19 protein-coding genes are annotated in these 18,767 nt (G+C 31.6%); 4 read left to right on the top strand and 15 right to left on the bottom strand.

Features of this window, described 5'->3' with window-relative positions; translation table 11 throughout:
• Window positions 1–42 precede the first annotated feature (42 nt).
• The 3 genes from L0U77_RS01955 to L0U77_RS01945 are packed head-to-tail and all read left to right on the top strand — an operon-like array spanning window position 43 to window position 2,175.
• On the top strand, window positions 43–1,449 hold the full coding sequence (locus L0U77_RS01955; RefSeq protein ID WP_233896797.1) for an MBL fold metallo-hydrolase: 1,407 nt from the start codon (window positions 43–45) through the stop codon (window positions 1,447–1,449).
• A 36-nt stretch (window positions 1,450–1,485) separates the two neighbouring features.
• The gene (locus L0U77_RS01950; RefSeq protein ID WP_233896798.1) at window positions 1,486–1,872 is read left to right on the top strand and encodes a rhodanese-like domain-containing protein; all 387 of its coding nucleotides are present in this window, start codon (window positions 1,486–1,488) and stop codon (window positions 1,870–1,872) included.
• A gap of 36 nt (window positions 1,873–1,908) precedes the next feature.
• A complete protein-coding gene (locus L0U77_RS01945) occupies window positions 1,909–2,175 on the top strand; it encodes a heavy-metal-associated domain-containing protein (RefSeq protein ID WP_233896800.1) in 267 nt (88 codons plus the stop codon).
• Between the two features lie 86 nt (window positions 2,176–2,261).
• Here the strand turns inward: L0U77_RS01945 and L0U77_RS01940 are convergent, their stop codons facing one another.
• From L0U77_RS01940 to L0U77_RS01915, 6 genes are all read right to left on the bottom strand, one after another.
• Window positions 2,262–4,637 (bottom strand): TonB-dependent receptor, encoded by a 2,376-nt coding sequence (locus L0U77_RS01940; RefSeq protein ID WP_233900667.1) that lies wholly within the window; start codon window positions 4,635–4,637, stop codon window positions 2,262–2,264.
• A gap of 296 nt (window positions 4,638–4,933) precedes the next feature.
• Complete coding sequence (gene arfB, locus L0U77_RS01935; protein WP_233896804.1) at window positions 4,934–5,341, bottom strand: alternative ribosome rescue aminoacyl-tRNA hydrolase ArfB; 408 nt, start codon at window positions 5,339–5,341, stop codon at window positions 4,934–4,936.
• Window positions 5,319–5,939, bottom strand: a complete 621-nt coding sequence (locus tag L0U77_RS01930) for an AAA family ATPase (RefSeq protein WP_233900666.1) — start codon at window positions 5,937–5,939, stop codon at window positions 5,319–5,321. Before L0U77_RS01930 ends, arfB begins: the two co-directional genes overlap by 23 nt.
• Window positions 5,900–6,550, bottom strand: coding sequence for a nicotinamide riboside transporter PnuC (gene pnuC, locus L0U77_RS01925; protein WP_233900665.1), 651 nt, complete (start codon window positions 6,548–6,550; stop codon window positions 5,900–5,902). Before pnuC ends, L0U77_RS01930 begins: the two co-directional genes overlap by 40 nt.
• A complete protein-coding gene (locus tag L0U77_RS01920) occupies window positions 6,534–6,794 on the bottom strand; it encodes a hypothetical protein (protein WP_233900664.1) in 261 nt (86 codons plus the stop codon). Before L0U77_RS01920 ends, pnuC begins: the two co-directional genes overlap by 17 nt.
• 68 nt (window positions 6,795–6,862) lie before the next feature.
• Window positions 6,863–7,489 carry a 4'-phosphopantetheinyl transferase family protein gene (locus L0U77_RS01915; RefSeq protein ID WP_233896809.1) on the bottom strand — a complete coding sequence of 209 codons (627 nt, stop codon included), beginning with the start codon at window positions 7,487–7,489 and terminating at the stop codon, window positions 6,863–6,865.
• Between the two features lie 63 nt (window positions 7,490–7,552).
• Here L0U77_RS01915 and ahcY point away from each other — a divergent pair, with 63 nt between their 5' ends.
• A complete protein-coding gene (gene ahcY, locus L0U77_RS01910) occupies window positions 7,553–8,869 on the top strand; it encodes an adenosylhomocysteinase (RefSeq protein WP_101918148.1) in 1,317 nt (438 codons plus the stop codon).
• Between the two features lie 89 nt (window positions 8,870–8,958).
• Here ahcY and L0U77_RS01905 read toward each other — a convergent pair whose 3' ends face one another.
• From L0U77_RS01905 to L0U77_RS01865, 9 genes are all read right to left on the bottom strand, one after another.
• Window positions 8,959–9,465: a ferritin gene (locus tag L0U77_RS01905; protein WP_233900663.1), complete on the bottom strand. Its 507-nt coding sequence runs from the start codon at window positions 9,463–9,465 to the stop codon at window positions 8,959–8,961.
• Window positions 9,466–9,568: 103 nt separating this feature from the next.
• The gene (locus tag L0U77_RS01900; protein WP_058885975.1) at window positions 9,569–9,778 is read right to left on the bottom strand and encodes a hypothetical protein; all 210 of its coding nucleotides are present in this window, start codon (window positions 9,776–9,778) and stop codon (window positions 9,569–9,571) included.
• 191 nt (window positions 9,779–9,969) lie between these two features.
• Entirely contained in the window at window positions 9,970–10,977 is a 1,008-nt protein-coding gene (locus L0U77_RS01895) for a TlpA family protein disulfide reductase (RefSeq protein ID WP_233896813.1), read from the bottom strand.
• Window positions 10,978–11,038: 61 nt separating this feature from the next.
• The gene (locus L0U77_RS01890; RefSeq protein ID WP_101918145.1) at window positions 11,039–12,577 is read right to left on the bottom strand and encodes a YifB family Mg chelatase-like AAA ATPase; all 1,539 of its coding nucleotides are present in this window, start codon (window positions 12,575–12,577) and stop codon (window positions 11,039–11,041) included.
• A gap of 117 nt (window positions 12,578–12,694) precedes the next feature.
• Window positions 12,695–14,671: a protein-disulfide reductase DsbD family protein gene (locus L0U77_RS01885; protein ID WP_233896814.1), complete on the bottom strand. Its 1,977-nt coding sequence runs from the start codon at window positions 14,669–14,671 to the stop codon at window positions 12,695–12,697.
• Between the two features lie 44 nt (window positions 14,672–14,715).
• Entirely contained in the window at window positions 14,716–16,041 is a 1,326-nt protein-coding gene (gene tilS / locus L0U77_RS01880) for a tRNA lysidine(34) synthetase TilS (protein WP_233900662.1), read from the bottom strand.
• A 2-nt stretch (window positions 16,042–16,043) separates the two neighbouring features.
• Window positions 16,044–16,934 (bottom strand): alpha/beta hydrolase, encoded by an 891-nt coding sequence (locus L0U77_RS01875; protein WP_233896818.1) that lies wholly within the window; start codon window positions 16,932–16,934, stop codon window positions 16,044–16,046.
• An 11-nt stretch (window positions 16,935–16,945) separates the two neighbouring features.
• Window positions 16,946–17,179: a hypothetical protein gene (locus L0U77_RS01870; RefSeq protein WP_058885970.1), complete on the bottom strand. Its 234-nt coding sequence runs from the start codon at window positions 17,177–17,179 to the stop codon at window positions 16,946–16,948.
• A 64-nt stretch (window positions 17,180–17,243) separates the two neighbouring features.
• Complete coding sequence (locus L0U77_RS01865; protein WP_233900661.1) at window positions 17,244–18,572, bottom strand: anthranilate synthase component I family protein; 1,329 nt, start codon at window positions 18,570–18,572, stop codon at window positions 17,244–17,246.
• Window positions 18,573–18,767: the final 195 nt, after the last annotated feature.

Below are 18,767 nucleotides of genomic sequence, written 5' to 3'. Positions count from 1 at the left end.
ATAATTTAGATATAATTCACAAAAAAATAAGAAAATATAGATATGAAAATAGAGCAAATTTATACAGGTTGTTTAGCACAAGGTGCTTATTATATTGAAAGTGAAGGCGAAGTTGCGATTATTGATCCATTGCGAGAAGTAGAATCGTATATCAAAAAAGCAACACAAGATACTGCAAAAATCAACTATATTTTTGAAACTCATTTTCATGCCGATTTTGTAAGCGGACACGTAACCTTAGCCGAAAAAACAGGCGCGACAATCGTTTACGGACCAACGGCTCAAACTACTTATAAATCGCATATTGCTACTGATGGCGAGGTTTTTAAAATCGGTAAAATTACCATTACCGCATTGCATACACCAGGGCATACTATGGAAAGTACGTCGTATTTATTGAAAGATGAAAACGGAAAAAATCATGCTCTTTTTAGTGGCGATACCTTATTTTTAGGCGATGTTGGTCGTCCTGATTTAGCACAAAAAGGAGCTTTAACACAAGATGATTTAGCAGGTTTTTTGTACGATAGTTTGCGTACCAAAATAATGGTTTTAGAAGATGATGTAATTGTATATCCAGCACATGGAGCAGGTTCGGCTTGTGGTAAAAACCTAAGCAAAGAAACCATCGGAACAATTGGAAATCAAAAGAAAACCAATTATGCGTTGCGTGAAAACATGACAAAACAAGAATTTATAAAAGAAGTAACTGACGGATTATTGCCGCCGCCAGCCTATTTTCCTTTAAATGTGAAAATGAATAAAGAAGGATATGAATCTATTGATGAAGTTATCAAAAAAGGTGCGATTAGTTTATCCGTAGCCGATTTTGAAAAAACAGCCAACAATACCGATGCTATTATTTTAGATGTGCGTCATCAATCAGAATTTATAAAAGGATTTATTCCACAATCAATATTTATTGGCTTGGGCGGAACTTTTGCTCCGTGGGTCGGTGCTTTAATTAAAGATGTTAAACAACCAATTCTATTGGTAACGCCCGAAGGAGAAGAAGAAACAACGATTACTCGTTTATCACGTGTCGGTTTTGATAATGTTTTAGGGTATTTAGAAGGAAGTTTTGAAGCTTGGAAAACATCAGGAAAAGAAATTGATACTTTACGTTCGGTTTCTGCGGATGCTTTAGAAGAATCAATTGCTCAAAAAGCACTTGTTTTTGATGTGCGAAAACCTGGTGAATATGCGAGCGAACATATTGTAAATGTGCCAAATACACCGTTAGATTTTCTAAATGAACATATTGAAGAATTTCCTAAAAAAGCCGATTTCTATGTGCATTGTGCAGGCGGATATCGCTCGGTAATTGCAGCATCAATATTAAAAGCAAGAGGATTTCATAATGTAATTGATGTATCAGGAGGTTTTGCAGCGATACGAAAAACAACTATTCAGAGAACAGCTGCTGTTTGTCCATCAACTTTAAAATAATTTTTTTTAGAGGAACTGTTTTAAATAACAATTAAAATGAAAAAATATTTAGTATTCATCGCATTGATTTTTATGGTTTTGATATCATGTAAATCTCAGGAAAATAATATCAAAAATACTACAGTTTCTGATTTACAGTTACTTTTAAAAACTGAAAAAAAGATTCAATTGCTTGATGTTCGAACACCTGAAGAATGTTCACAAGGTATTCTCGATAATGCTATTATGATAAATATTTTTGCTGATGATTTTGAATATATAGCGTTAAGAAAATTAGACAAAACAATGCCTGTTTATATTTATTGTCGCTCAGGGAGAAGAAGTTTAGTGGCTTCAGAAAAGTTACAAAAAGAAGGGTTTAATACCTATAATGTGTTGGGAGGATATAGAGCATATCAAAAATTGACAGCAATAAAAAATTAATAAACAAGAAATTAAAAAGAAATCAATTAAGAAAGCATGACACAAGAAATTTATATAGAAAACTTAAAATGTGGCGGTTGTGCCAATACAATTATCAACGGATTAACAGCAATTCAAGGCGTTAATGAGGTAAAAGTTGATGTAGAAAAATCATTGGTTACTTTAAACACAACCGAAGAAAGTTTGATTTTATCCAAAGAAAAATTAGCAAAATTAGGCTATCCTGAAGTTGGAAGTGAAAACACAGTATTGCACAAAGCAAAATCGTTTGTGAGTTGTGCTGTTGGTAAGATTAATAAGTAATCAAGTAGTTATTGCGTTATAATACATATAAAATCCCAAGTTTTTAAGGCTTGGGATTTTTATTTATATAAAAAGAAAAATATTTCTTAAAACTTAAAAGTAACTCCTGCTAAAAAGTTAATCGTAGCTTGTGGATAATATCCTTGAATTTCAGTGGTTGTTCCAGCTTTTGACCAATCATCTAAATAAATATACCCTCTATCGACATATTGTTTATCAAAAACATTGTTTACAACTCCTGTAAATACAATAGATTTAAAAATTGATTTGGTTTTTAATTCATACATGATATTAAAATCACTGGTAAAATAACTGCTCAATTTTGATGCCTCGGTATCGGTATTACTCAAATATTGTTCGCCTACAAATTTCGATAAAAATGCTAGTTGTAAATTTTCTGATACTTGATAAGTCAATGAATTTCCAGCCACAATATTTGGAGAATTTGCAATATTGGTATTTCCTAATTCTTGTAATTTATCGTTTCTGTTAGTAACGAAATCAACATTTTTATTTTGACTTACCGAAACATTTTGACCAATCGAAAATTTATCATTTACAACAATAGTAGCGTCCATTTCTACACCAACTCGGTAACTATTACCGCTTGCACTACGCAACGCATCGCCAGTATCATCAATTTCACCTGTTAAAACTAACTGATTTTGATAATCCATAAAGTAAATATTGGTGTTTAATTTGATCGTATTGGTTTTTAAACGCCATCCTAATTCGTAATCATTTAAACTTTCGTGGGTAGTTACTCCGCCTTTAAAATCGCTTCGGTTTGGTTCTCTATTTGCTCTGGCAAAAGAAGTGTAAAAGCTATTTTGATTGTTTAAAGTATAGGTAAATCCTAACTTCGGATTAAAGAAATTAAAGTTTTTATCCACATTTAAATCTTTTCTTTTAGAGGTTAAACCGTTTGTTTTATAGCTGATAAATCGTCCTTGTAAATCAGCAAAAGCTCTTAAATCATCGGTAATGTTAAATGATATTTTCGTGAAAATATTCGCATCTTTTTTGGTTGATGTTCCATCGTAATAACGATCTCTGATGTTTGCGTTATCAGCAAATTCTTTCGCCCAAATTACTTCTCCAAAATGGTCATTTTCATAGTAACTGTACGAACCACCAGAAATAATTTCTAGTAGATCATTATTATAAGTGGCGTTAAAATTAGCTACATAAAAATCATTGTCTAACCAACGGCGAACAATTAAATCGGTGGCAGGTGTTCCGTACCAATCGGTTGCTGTAGCTTTTACCAAATTATTATATTTTGAAACAGCACTTTCTCCTTTAAATTGCTCAAAATATCCTTTTCCTTTGGTGTAATTTAAACCAAGATTTGTTGTCCAATTTTGGCTTACTTTTTCGTTCCAATGCAATTGATAATGGTCTTGCTGAAAATTATCAATTTCATTATCGTATGTTAATGGATTTTGTCTTCTGTCTTCTTTTAATTGTTTTGCAGAAATTCCGTCCCAAGCTTGATAGGTTTCTTCTTTTCCGCCAAACGCGATAGCTTTAATTAAGGTATTTTTATTGGTGTAACTTGCTTGTAAAAAGTATGATTTTAAATCGGTAGAAGCTCTATCAACATAACCATCAGAATAAATATTTGACAAACGTCCTGCTAATTCAAAATGCTCGTTTATTTTTCCTGTGGTAAATTTTACGGTATGTTTTCTTGTTCCGTACGACCCAAAAGCATTGGAGATTTCTCCGCCCGCTTTATCAGAAATAGCATCAGTTAAAATGTTCAAACTTGCTCCAAAAGCACCTGCACCGTTTGTAGAAGTTCCTACACCACGTTGCAATTGTAAACTTTGGGTTGAGGATGCAAAATCGCCTAAATTAACCCAAAAAGTTCCTTGACTTTCACTGTCGTTATACGGGATTCCGTTAATCGTTACATTTACTCGAGTAGCATCTGAACCACGAACGCTCATGTACGTATAACCAACGCCAGCTCCAGCATCCGAAGAAGAAACGACGTTTGGCAAATAGTTTAATAAAACAGGAATATCCTGCCCTAAATTACGTTTTTCAAGTTGTTTTTTTGATACATTAGAGTGTGTTACAGGAGCATTTGCTTGTACACGAACCGCATTTACTAAAACAGCATCTAATACTTTTTTTTCTTCGGATAATTGAATAATAACTTCTTTGTTTTTATTGATTTCGACTTCTTTTGTTGCGGTTTTAAATCCGATATAAGAAACTTCTAAAAGATGTGTTCCTTTGGATAAATTCAGTTTGAAGTTTCCTTTTTTATCCGAAGAAACTCCTTTTTTTGAGTTTTTAAGAACAATAGAAGCGCCATTTAAAGGTTCTTGATTGTTGTTAATTATTTTACCAGATAAAATAAAACTTTGCGCATTTACGGCAAAACTGGTACATAATACGATTATAAAAGCAATGCTTTTAAGTTGTTGAATAAAATACAGTTGTCTCATTTTTTTAGGAATAAAAATCGAATAAAAAGAGGCAATTATTCTTGTAATTAATAGTGAATAATTTAGGTCATCACAAAGATTTAACAGATGAAAATCTTTAATGACTTGTTTTACAAAATGGCGATTATCGCCTCCCTAAACAGCATTACCTGTTCTAGGTTCATTGGGTGTGATCTCAGCCGATATTTGGCACCCCTTAAAGAGAACATTGCAAAGGTATCATTCAATTTTTGAATGGCATAAAAAGAACGGCGTAATTTTTTGCTATTTATTTTTTGAAGATATAATTAAGTGAATTATGATTCTAAATCAGGTTTTTTTCGCAGTGATTTTTTGAATGCTTGCCGTTTTTTATTTTCATGTTTTCTTAGCACTGAATTTCTACTAGGTTTTGTTGCACGTCTTATTTTTGGTTTTTTCAAACCTTCTTTAATGATATATAAAAAACGTTTAATCGCTAATTCTTTATTTCTGTGTTGCGAGCGAGTTTCATCAGAAAAAAGTATTAAAATCTGCTCTTTTGTTAGGCGAGAAGCGAGTTTTGTGTAAAGTATTTCTTTTTGATTTTCGGATAATTCCTTTGAATTTAAAATATCAAAAGAAAGTTCAATTTTAGAAGATACTTTATTAACATGCTGTCCGCCTGCGCCAGAACTTCTAGTGGCTTTAAAATGTAATTCTTTAATTAGTTCGGGAATATTCATCGTTTAAAAGAGTAGAAAAAGAATATAAATCTTTTTTATTAGCAAGTAATTCATCAATAATGGCAACAGCTTTTTTAAGACGAGTTTCTTTATCGCCTTTTAATAAAACGTACGGACGCTTATATTTTATCAACGTATTTTCAAAAGCTTGAAACATTTCTAAGCGTTCGCCTGGTTTGTCACGTAAATCATCGGCTTCCCAAGGAGTATCAATATAGGTTAAAAAATAGATGTCGTAGGTGTTTTTAATGGCTGCTTCATCTAAATTAGCATCTACAAAACCACCGTAATATTCTTCGGAATATACTTTTGTTTCAAGTAAATCGGTATCGCAAATTAGTACTTTATCAGCTTTTTTTGATAACTCATTTTCTAGTTTTATTTGTCCTTCGGCAATGGGAATAATGTCTTTTTGTTCGCAAATTTTACGCTCGTTATTCCACTTATCTTGTAAATATTCACGGGCAAATTCTGGAGCCCAAACAGTATTGTAATGTCGTGCTAATTGCCCAGAAAGAGTTGTTTTTCCAGTTGATTCAGGTCCGAATAAAACAACTTTTACAAGATTGCTTTTTTGTTGTTTAAGTCTTTTTTCCATGCTAAATAACCGCTAACGGCAATAAAAGTAAATATTAAATATTGAAAAGAGGTAAAGGTAAATCCTTTGTAAAAATAAAGCGGAACGGAAATAATATCGCCAATAATCCAATAAATCCAATTTTCGATTTTTCGCTTTGCCATCAGCCACATTCCTACAAAGAAAATTGCGGTGGTAAAAGTATCAACGTAAGCTGTCCAATTGTTCCATTTATCAAAATAAGTATAAACTGCATAGACAAAAACTAACGTTCCTAAAAAGATAAAAACACTGGTTTTCTTTTCTTTTGATGTTGTTTTTGAAATTGGATTTGCTTGTGAATTATCCACAGTTCTCGTCCAAAGATACCAGCCGTAAATGCTCATTATAAAATAGTAGGCGTTAATCATCATATCGCCTAATAATTGCCATTTGTACAATAAATAGACGAAAATAATTGTGCTAATCATTCCTGTTGGAAATACCCAAATTTTATTCTTTTTAGAATACCAAACCGATAGAAATCCGAAAATAACGGCGATAATTTCAAGCCAAATATCTAGAGCATCATAACTTTTATATTGACTAAAAAGAAAATCAAAAACAGTATTAAAATTAAAAAGTAGGCTCATATTTGCTACGGTCAGATTTTACAATTTTTAACAAAATTATTCCGCTGTCTATTAATTCGAAAGCATCTTTTATTTCCGAAGTTAATAATTTCATAACAACATCATAATCGCCATAAACTTGCGTACTTAATGGGTTTTCAAGAACTGTTAAACCTGAAGTTCTTAGTTTTTTGATAAAATTGATAATCGGTGCTTCAAATTCATTTTGAAGTGGCATTAAAGTAAGTTCTACGGATATTTTCATGTGTTTTTTGATGTTTTTCTGTGTTTTTGATATACTTTATAATAAAAATTTAAAACAACAAAGATACTTTAAATAGCATACACACAAGTAAAGCCTTCGGTTTCTAAAAAGTGGATTCTATATTCATCAGTAATTCCTTCGTATAAAATTCTTCCTAAACTTTTATTGGTTTCAAAAGAGAAATCATCAATGTAAATATTTTTTAAAAAGTGTAATTTCTTCTTTCCGTAAATTTTATATAAACTTTCTTTCGCACCCCAAACAACGGTTAATTTACTAACCAAAGCATCATGATTTGCTATAGATTTATAGGCTTCAATCGGCGTAAATTTATGAGCAATTTTTACAATTTTATCCCGCTGTTTTTCAATATCGATTCCAACAGGCTTATCATCAGAAATAATAATCCCCGAAAAAGTAAAGGAATGTGTGATTGAAATAAATTTTCCATCGTTTAAATGTGGCTTTCCAAATTCATCATATATTAAATCGTCATCCGTATATCCTGCTTGTTTTAATAACTGACGAACGCTTAAAAATCCTCTACGATGCAAGTCCGATTTCATGCTGTTAAGCCTATCAATACTTCGTTGGTTAAGTGTAATATTTTCCGATAATTCTTCAAAAGATTCTTCAATCTTCCAAATCAATACGTTAGTGTTTTGGTTTACTGTTATTGTTTTGTGAACAGGCATATTTTAGAAAGTTATTTCGTAATTTTGCAGTATAAAAATTTAGACACATAAATATACATAAATATGAGCAAAAAAACCGCTACATACGTCCCTTTTAAAGTGAAAGATATTTCTTTAGCTGATTGGGGAAGAAAAGAAATTAGATTGGCAGAAGCTGAAATGCCAGGATTAATGAGTTTGCGTGAAGAGTATAAAAACGAACAACCATTAAAAGGTGCAAGAATTGCAGGGTGTTTACACATGACCATTCAAACTGCGGTTTTAATTGAAACTTTACAAGCGTTAGGTGCTGAGGTTACTTGGAGTTCTTGTAATATTTTCTCTACACAAGATCAGGCTGCTGCTGCAATTGCTGCTGCAGGAACACCTGTGTATGCTTGGAAAGATATGACCGAAGAAGAATTTGATTGGTGTATCGAACAAACTTTATTTTTTGGAGAAGATAAAAAACCATTAAATTTAATTTTAGATGATGGTGGAGATTTAACAAACATGGTTTTGGATCGTTACCCAGAATTAGCGGCAGGAATCAATGGTTTATCAGAAGAAACTACTACAGGAGTTCACCGTTTATACGACAGAGTAAAAGCAGGAACGTTACCAATGCCAGCAATTAACGTAAACGATTCTGTAACAAAATCGAAGTTTGATAACAAATACGGATGTAAAGAATCTGCAGTTGATGCAATTCGTCGTGCAACTGATATTATGTTAGCAGGAAAACGTGTAACTGTTTGTGGTTATGGTGATGTTGGTAAAGGTACAGCGGCTTCTTTTAAAGGTGCTGGTTCTATTGTTACTGTTACTGAAATCGACCCTATTTGTGCGTTACAAGCGGCAATGGATGGTTTTGAAGTTAAGCGTTTAGAAACTGTTGTTGGTAATTCTGATATTATTATTACCACTACTGGAAACAAAGATATTATTCAAGGGCGTCATTTTGAGGCGATGAAAGACAAGGTTATTGTTTGTAATATTGGTCATTTCGACAACGAAATTGACATGGCTTGGTTAAATAAAAACCACGGAAATACAAAAGATACTATTAAGCCTCAGGTTGATAAATATATGATCGACGGGAAAGATATTATTGTTTTAGCAGAAGGACGTTTAGTAAACTTAGGATGTGCAACAGGACACCCAAGTTTTGTAATGAGTAATTCATTTACAAACCAAACGTTAGCACAAATTGAACTTTGGACAAACAGAGCTGCTTACGAGAATGAAGTTTATATGTTACCAAAGCATTTAGATGAAAAAGTAGCAAACTTACACTTAGCTAAAATAGGCGTAGAGCTTACTGAATTACGTGAAGACCAAGCTTCTTATATTGGTGTAACTGTTCAAGGGCCATTTAAGCCAGAGCATTACAGATACTAATAATTAGTATTTAATAGTTTAAAAATAAAAAAGGTTCGTATGAAAATATGAACCTTTTTTTTATGTAATATGTTTTTCTGATATTACTTTTAAGCAGTAGGAATACGCTCGTCAATCATTTTTAAAGGCATATCTCCCATTAAACTAATCATGTCTAAAATATCTCTTACTTTTTCTTCTTCTTCAGCTTGTTCGGTGATAAACCATTGTAAAAATATTTCTGAAGTAAAATCACTAACTTTTCTAGCAGTTTTAAATGTGTGATGAATAGCGTTAGTTACTTCAATTTCTGCATCTAAAGAAGCTTCAAAAACAGCACGTAAACTTTCATATTCATGTGTAATTTCTGATACCCTAGGAGACTGTGCGTTTCCTCCGTTATCATTAATAAACTTAAATATTTTCATCATATGAGTTCTTTTTTCTTCTGCCTGATTGTAAAAATAAGTAGCACTATTTCTAAGTTCTCTTTGATCGCACCATGATGCCATTGCTAAATATTTAGAAGAAGCTTGTTGCTCCATCATTACTTGATTATTTAGTAAATCTACAACTTCTAGATTCAAAATTATATCTCTTCTTACTGAAATTTCCATAGTAGTTTTTTTTATTTATTAGGCACTATAAAGATACTCAATAAAGCGATTAAAAAGCATTGAGGTTGTAATTTAAAAGCAATCTTAGTAAACTTGTTAAAACTTATTTAAAGGTAGATAATAAAGCTTCTTTTAGTGCTAAAATTTGAGGAACATCAAGTAACAAAACATGATTGTTATCGGCTACAAAAATTAGTATAAAATTATCTGTTGCTATGATATTCTCTAGTGCTAGGCAAGAAGAATTGTCTAGTATTTTTTTTCGAAAGGCTAATAGTTGACAAAAAGTAAAATCAATTACTTTATAGCCCAAGTTTAACCGATAGCTATTTCTAGCTTTAGATACTAAAATTTGAGAGGAGGTATGTTTAACGGTACAATTCACCCTACAAAGATACTTATTTTTAATCAATCTAAAGAAGAATGATTTATTTTATAAAATTTAATGCAAAAAATCCTGCAACTTAGTTACAGGATTTTTTGCATTAAATTTTCAGTTTCGAATTAAATATTCAAAGACTCAAATAATTCAATTAATTTAGGACTAGAAGGTCTAGGTGCATTCGCATCTACGATATTTCCTTGCGGATCAATTAAAATAAAACGAGGAATACTATTTACTTTATACGCTCCAGAAAAAGTTTGATCTCTTTTAGAATACAATTGAACTCCAGATAGGTTTTTATCGGCAACCATTTCTTTCCATTTTTCATAATCTCTTTCACTATCAACAGAAATACTTACAAATTCAATTTTTTTACCATGATATTTTTTTTCAACTTTTTGTAAAAAAGGGATTTCTTGTTTACATGGATTGCACCAAGTTGCCCACATATCAATATATACATATTTTCCTTTTAGGTCATCTAAAGAAGTGGTTCCGCCTTTATAATTTTCATAATTAACAAATTTAGGAGATACTGCTCCTTTTATTAATTTCGTTGCTGAATATGATTTATCAGCATAGGTTTTGTTTAAATAATTTGTTAATCCTGTGATATTTTTTTCTTGAAAAGCAACAAATGCAGAATCTAATGTCGTATTTTTCATATTAGTATTAAAATCATCCACAAAGCTGTTTACTTTGGCATCAAATTTTTCTTTAGATAAATTATATAAATCTTTATCTTTAAAAAAATCTTCTTGTAATAGGATTACTTTTGCTAAGAAATTATTTTCATTAGCACCTTTTCCTGCAAATTTGGCGGTATTTTTAAAATCTTTGGCATCAATATTTAGGGTGATATCATCGCCATTTTTTAAATATAAGGTTGTTGCTTTTTGTCCGTTAGAAAGTCGATAAAAATCACTTTTTACGTTTAATGTATCTTTAAAAGCGCCATTTTCGTCAAGTTTAATGATTTTTTCAAATTCTAATTGTGGATTCGAAATTACAACAGATTCGGCATTTTTATTGTTTATTTTTCCTGAAAAAGTAACAAAATTATTAGGTTCTTTTTTACAAGAAATCATGGTGATGGCAATTGCCATTAAATAGATTATTTTTTTCATTTTGATTATTTTTTGGTAATTTAATTGATTTAAAAGAATTTACTAAATTACTAATTTTTTTTTAGCCAAGCCAACCTTCACGGTCTAAGCTTCGATATTGTATTGCTTCTGTTAAGTGATCGGAATTTATATTTTCTTCGGATGCTAAATCGGCGATAGTTCTTGCTACTTTTAAGATTCTGTCGTATGCTCTTGCGGATAGGTTTAATTTCTCCATGGCAATTTTGAGTAATTGATTGCTTTGTTCTGAGAGTTTACAGTATGTACGTTGTTGTTTCACGTTCATTTGTGCGTTATAATGAACGGTTTCAGAGTTATTAAATCGAGTTGTTTGAATTTCACGTGCTTTTGTTACTCGTTTTCTAATTTCGACACTTGATTCTCCTTTTCTTTCTTCGGATAATTTATCAAAAGGAACGGGAGTTACTTCAATATGAATATCGATTCTATCTAATAAAGGTCCTGAAACTTTACTTAAATAGCGTTGCATTTCGGCAGGAGATGAGGTCATTGGTGAATCAGGATCATTAAAAAAACCAGATGGACTAGGATTCATACTTGCCACTAACATAAAACTACTAGGATAATTTACGGTAAATTTTGCTCTTGAAATGGTAACTTCTCTATCTTCGAGAGGTTGTCTCATCACTTCTAAAACACCGCGTTTAAATTCTGGTAATTCATCTAAAAAAAGTACGCCATTATGAGCTAATGAAATTTCACCAGGTTGTGGCAGGTTATTTCCGCCGCCAATTAAAGCGATATCCGAACAACTATGGTGTGGTGCTCTAAAAGGGCGAGAATATTGCAATCCTGTATTTTTCACTTTTCCGACAACCGAGTGTATTTTGGTCGTTTCTAAGGCTTCTTGTAGTGTCATCGGTGGTAATATTGAGGGCAATCTTTTGGCTAACATTGTTTTCCCTGCTCCAGGAGGACCGATTAAAATAATATTATGTCCGCCAGCTGCGGCAATTTCCATACAGCGTTTGATACTTTCTTGACCTTTTACATCAGAGAAATCAAATTCAGGAAAATCGATGTGTTTATAAAATTCAGCTCGGGTATCAACAATGGTTGGCTCAATTAATTTTGTGCCTTCCAAATGCTGAAGTACTTGTGAAAGATTTTCAACACCTAATATATTTATATCGTTAACAATAGCGGCTTCTTTTGCATTTGCAATTGGTAATATGAAATTTTTAAAACCTTCCTCACGGGCTTTTATGGCGATAAGTAACGCTCCTTTAATAGGATGTACGCTTCCATCTAAAGATAGCTCGCCCATAATAATATAGTCGTCAATATTTTTAGCGTCAATTTGATTGGAGGCAGCAAGAATTCCAACGGCTAAGGTTAAATCATACACAGCACCTTCTTTTCGAATATCGGCAGGAGCCATATTGATAATTATTTTTTTCCCAGGAAGTTTAAATCCGTTGTTGTTTAAGGCAGCCGAAATTCGATACGAACTTTCTCGAACTGCATTATCGGGTAAACCAACCAAATGATATCCGATTCCTTTATCAATATTTACTTCTACAGTAATTGTGGTGGCTTCAATACCAAAAACAGCCGATCCATACGTTTTTGTAAGCATATTTTTTTATTTTTTATTCAAGAAAATTCATGAAAAAAACATAAAAAAAGCCTCTTTATAAATATATTTATAAAGAGGCTTTTTTTGTTATTCGATAATTTTCAATAATTTTTATGATTATTTTTTATTGAAATTATCCAATCCTGTTTTCAACCAGTCATAATATTCAGAATGACTGCTATATTGTTGTGGTGAATTTAATAATTCTAATTCAGGACTCATTAATACATAAAATGGTTGCGAAGCTGTTTTAAAGTTTGCAACTTGTAGGGTTGCCCATTTATCACCATAGGTTCTAATTCTTTTTACTTTACCGTTTGGTTTGATAAAATCGAATTGTTCTTCTTTAGGTAAATGTCTTTCATGATCATCAACATATAATGAAATTAAGACATAATCATCATTTATTAATGAATAAATTTCTGGTTTTACCCAAATATTTTCTTCCATTTTACGACAGTTTACACATGCCCAACCTGTAAAATCTAATAAAACGGGTTTGTTCACCGATTTTGCGTAGGCAATTCCTTCTTCAAAATCTTTAAAACAATTTAATCCTAACGGACATTTGTTATCTTTTACATAAATACTATGGAATTTAGGTGGCGCAAAACCACTTAATAATTTATTCTGATTCCATGTAGGATTTTTTAAAACACCAGGTGCTAAATATATTGATAAGGCTAAACAACTTCCTCCTAATAAAAGTCTGAAAAAAGATATTTTACCATATTTTTTCCCCATAAGCCCTAGTAGATAGAGTGACATTAGTAAAGCGGTTATCGCCCATATTCCGATAAAAATTTCTCTTTTGAAGAAATTCCAATGTCCTACTAAATCGGCATTTGATAAGAATTTAAAAGCGAATGCTAATTCTAGGAACCCTAAAACAACTTTAACGGTATTTAACCAACCACCCGATTTTGGTAAAGAAGTTAACCAACCTGGGAACATGGCAAATAAAGCAAAAGGCATCGCTAGAGCAAGTCCGAAACCAATCATCCCTGCTGATAATTGCATAGCACCACCGTTAGTTCCTAAAGATCCCGCTAATAAAGAACCTAAAATTGGTCCTGTACAAGAAAATGATACAATTGCTAAGGTTAGTGCCATGAAAAATATTCCAATAACACCTCCGATATTTGAAGCGGTATCCGCTTTATTACTCCAAGAGCTAGGTAATGTTAATTCGTAAAATCCAAAGAAAGAACCTGCGAAAAATACTAATATGGTAAAGAAAAATAAGTTCAACCACATATTGGTCGAAATACTATTTAAAATCTCTGGATCTAAGGTATCTAAATAGTGAAAAGGCAAACTTAATAAACCATAAATTAAGATGATAAAAGAACCATATAAGATAGCACTTCCAATTCCTTTTCCTCTTTTCTCGGTATGTTTTGTGAAAAATGATACAGTTAAAGGTACCATTGGAAATACACAAGGTGTTAAGAAAGCTAATAAACCACCAACAAATCCTAGTAAAAATATATTAAATAAGCTAGCTTCTTCACCTTCTTTTCCATTTTCGCTAGATTTTTTTGATGTACTTTTTAATAAAGCAGTGTTCTTTAAATTTAAGTTTAAAGATTGCGACATTGCTTTACTTTTATCATCAACTTCTGTCACGGTTTGTAAAACTTTTTCACCAGTTAACGAAAATGTAAAATCTTCATCAAAAGGTAAACAATATTCTTTACAAACTTGCGCGTCTAAATTCAGCGTTACTTGTGTTAAAGTGCTGTCGGAAACATTAATTCTTTGAACTAGTTTCCCCTGATCGACAAAGAAAATTTCTTCTTTTCCCCAAATTTCACTAAATTCTGTTTCAGTTTCTCCTTCTATTGCTTTTCCTTTTACAACGTATCCACTTTGTCCTTCGGCAGGTGAAATAGTCATTGGTAAAGAGGCATCTTCAGGATTATATTGTGAGTATAAGTGCCAGTCTTCTGCGATTTCAATATCAAAAATCAAGTCATATTCTGTCTCCGAAACTTTTTCAACGGTAGGTGTTATAACAATTGGATTGTCATCGGATTGGGAAAAGACCGTTAAACCTAAGAATAATAAAAATAGCGTACATAATTTTTTCATTCGAGTTAGTTTATAAGGGGTTGTTTTTATTTAAAGGGTTATTCTTAATTTGTTATTCTTACTAATTTGGTTGTTTTTTCATTGGATAAAAAGCGTCTGTCTTGTCGTTTTCCAATAATCCAAATAATCTGATTATCAGCTGTACAGAGCAACCAGGTATTATTTTTATCAAAAACAGATAATTTTTCATCTTTAAAATATTTACTAACTTTTTTTTTGCCAGTCATTCCTTTTGGATAAAAGTAATCACCAGTTTTCCAAGTTCTAATGTAAAGGGGGTAATTTAATAAATTTTCAGCAACTATAATACTATTTTCGGTACTAATTATTTTTTCAGAACTATTTTCAAATACTAATTGGATTGGATTTGTAATTTTTCTGATGTTTTTGTTGATGCTAATATTTTGATTAGTAGTGTTTTCTGTTTTATTTGTTGATGAAAGTATTAAAAAGTTTCTGTTTTTTAGTAGTGTATGTGTTTTTGTTATTATTTTTTTACCTGATTGTGCATACATCAAGTTATAAACATCGTTCCAAGCGGTAAATTTATAATTTTTTAGAAGTTGATATAAATATATTTTTGGGTTGGATAGTTTTACTAATTTTGCGATATTAATTTTGATAAAATCATTTCCGTGCTTTGTTTCTTTAGTGATAATTTCAGCGGTTATTTCTTGTATTTTATCAGTAACAATTTCTTGTGATTGTTGTAAGAAATCGGTTGTTTTTTGATGCGTTTTTAACAAGCTTGGGTTTAGCTCTTTGAGAACGGGTATAATTTGATGTCTTATTTTATTTCGCACGTATTTTGTTTCGGCATTGCTGGCATCTTCTCGCCATTTTATATTATTTTCTAGGGCATATTTTTGAATTTCGGCTCTTGAAAATTTCAATAATGGACGCACGATATTTCCGTTTACCGCAGGGATTCCTGTTAAACCGTCCAAGCCTGTTCCTCTTGTTAAATTGATTAAAAAAGTTTCTAAATTATCATCGGCATGATGTGCTGTTAAAACATAATCAAACGCATGATTTTCACTTAATTTTTCGAACCAATCGTAGCGTAATTTCCGTGCGGATAATTGGGTTGATAATTGTTGTTTTTTAGCATATTCAAGCGTATCAAATTGAATTGAAAACACCGGTATTTTTAATTTTTCACTTAAATTTTCAACAAAAACTTCATCTAAATTACTTGCTTCATTTCTCAATTGAAAATTGCAATGTGCTAGTGAAATATCGTATTTTAATTGTGCTAATAAATGGGTTAAAACCACGCTATCTAAACCGCCAGAAATAGCGATTAAAAGTTTTTTATCTTTTAAAAAAGGAAAATCAGTGTTAATATGTTTTGCTAATTCTTGTAGCATTTTTATTTCGAAGCTTTTTTAATTTTTAGTTGATTTTTCAGTTGATTTTCCAGCCAATAAACGACATCTTGTAGCATTTCATCTTTGCATAAATCATGTTGTAATTCGTGATATCCGCCTTTATAAAGCTTTAAATTTGCGTTATTTGTCGCATTTGCAAAAGCTTCTGAACCTTTATAATCGATAATTTTATCGGCAGTTCCGTGTACAACGAGCATTGGAATTTCTAAGGATTTTGCATTTTCAATCGCCCATTTTCCTGAATCAATAAATGACAACGAAAAATTTGGGCTGATTTTATTGTGAACTAAAGGGTCATCCAAATATTTTTGAACTTCGAATGTATCTCGAGACATATCCGCTGGATTTAGCTCATTACTTAGCGTTAAAGACGGGGCGATTTTCTGTAAAATACGTCCTAATGTAAGTTTCCAAGCGGGCGGAGTAAAGGCTAATTTCAGCATTGGGCTTGTCGCAACAACGCCTATTAAATTTTTATTTTTCAGAATATTTTTTGGAAGATTTTTTTTTCGAAGCGCATAATTTACAACGGCATTTCCACCCATCGAATGTCCGTATAAAAACTGTGGTTTATCGCCAAAAACTTCAGATGCTTTTTCGATTACTTTCGAAATACTTTCCAGAACGACATCAAAACCAGGATTGTGTCCTCTTTTTCCCGTAGTTTTTCCGTGTCCAAAATGATCAAAAGCAATCACACCAAAATTAGCATCGGTTAATTTTTGGGCAACATCTTGATAACGCCCCGAATGTTCTCCCATTCCATGAACAATTATCACGACGGCTTTTATAGATTTTTCATTTTCGGGTTTCCAAAATTGACCGTAAAAATTAGTATCATAAAAATCGAAATTAAATTCTTGATGCGTCATTTTTGATTATTTTATTGTTTTTGCAACCACTGTCTAATATCTTTACGTAAAGAAACTTCAGGTTTTGGCAAAGGTATTGTTTTTCCAAATTGTTTACTTCTCTTAAATTTAGAAAAAGTAATTTTATGTTGTTTCCAAGCCTCAGGATACAAGTCTAAAAAAGCATTAAAAAAGCTTTGTTCATTCACGTTTCCTTCTATAGTTGGAAGTACTGCTTTAAATTTTTCTTCTTGGTCAATAATCATTAATTCTATTTTTTTAGGTACGTTTTTGTAAGGGTTTTCTTCTTATTTATTGAAATATAGGCAACTATTTTGAATGAAGTAACACATATTTCATTGCTTTTGCTTTTAGCAAACATTCTTCATATTCTTTTTCGGGAACAGATTTTGCGGTAATTGCACCACCCACCGAAAAAGACACATATTTGCTGTCTGAATTGTATAAAATACTTCGGATAATTACATTAAAATCAAAATCGCCGTTCGGTGTAAAATACCCTACAGTTCCTGAATATAAACCCCGTTTTGTTTGCTCTAAATTTTCCATTATTTTCATTGCCGATACCTTAGGAGCGCCCGTCATACTTCCCATAGGAAAGGTATCTTTTATAACATCAACAGGATGTGTATTTGGTGTAATTTCCGATACAATGGTCGAAATCATTTGATGCACTTGTTTAAAAGGATATATTTTACAAAGTTCTTCCACTTGAACGCTTCCTTTTTTGGCTGTTTTCGATAAATCATTGCGTACCAAATCGACAATCATAATATTTTCGGCACGTTCTTTTTGGTCATTTGCCAAATTGAAGGCATTTTTTTTATCTTCGATACTATTTTTTAAGCGTTTCGCTGTTCCTTTTATGGGTTGCGAAATTATTTTACAGCCTTCTTTTTTCAAATATCTTTCGGGCGTTGCCGATAGCAGATAAAAATGTTCATGTTTAAAAAAAGTAGCAAAAGGTGGTGTTGATATTTCGTTTAAATTCTTGTAAATTTCATACGGATTGATACTTGTGTTTTCGGCATAAAATTCTTGACAAAAATTAGCTTCATAAATATCACCTCGATGAATATGCGTTAAAATAGTACTTACTTTTTGTAGGTATTCTTCTTTTTGAATGCGAGATTTTATGGTTATTTTTTCTTTCTTCGGATACTTTTCTGATGTATTCGCAACCCTTATTTTATGGCTATTGCTATTTTTTATTTGTTCAAAATCTTGCTGAATTTCATCATCAATCATTTGTAAATAATGAAACTCAACCGTATTTCCTTTGATGAAAATTAATTTTTGAGGTTGAAAAAAATACAAATCAGGAAAATGTAAACCGTCAAAATTAGTAGAAGTAAGGTTTTCAACATCATTTTTTACATCATAAGAAATATATCCAAAAAGATAATCTTTCGTGTATGATTGATATTCTTTTAATTTTTCAAAAGCATTGTGAGTATCTGTTTTGATAGCCGTAAATTCTTCGACAGCCAAACAAGCGTCAAAAGAAGAATAACGTTGCTCATAATTGTTGGAATCTAACCAAATAGCCGTATCAAATTGTGCAGACCAAGCAAATAATTGTTCCTTAAAAACTGTTGGTGTTGTTACTTCAAAATTAAATTGGGTTCTTTTAGTCATTTTGCAAAAATAATTGGTTTTTTGACTCTTTCTTATCTCTTTCTTTTTATCTTTTTTGTTTTCTCAGAAATACTATAAAAATAAACAATTCTAGAAAATAAAAACGAAATATCATAAATAGACTTAGCCCCGATTGAAGCAATTGTTTGAGCTCTTTTTTGATTTTTCTTCAAAAAAAGCGAGTGCGGAAAGCGG

Origin of the sequence: Tenacibaculum piscium, assembly GCF_021390715.1 — a bacterium.
In the GTDB taxonomy this organism is placed as follows: Bacteria; Bacteroidota; Bacteroidia; order Flavobacteriales; family Flavobacteriaceae; genus Polaribacter; species Polaribacter piscius.
Note: the sequence above shows the minus strand (reverse complement) of the source record. Positions and strands in the feature narration are given on the sequence as shown.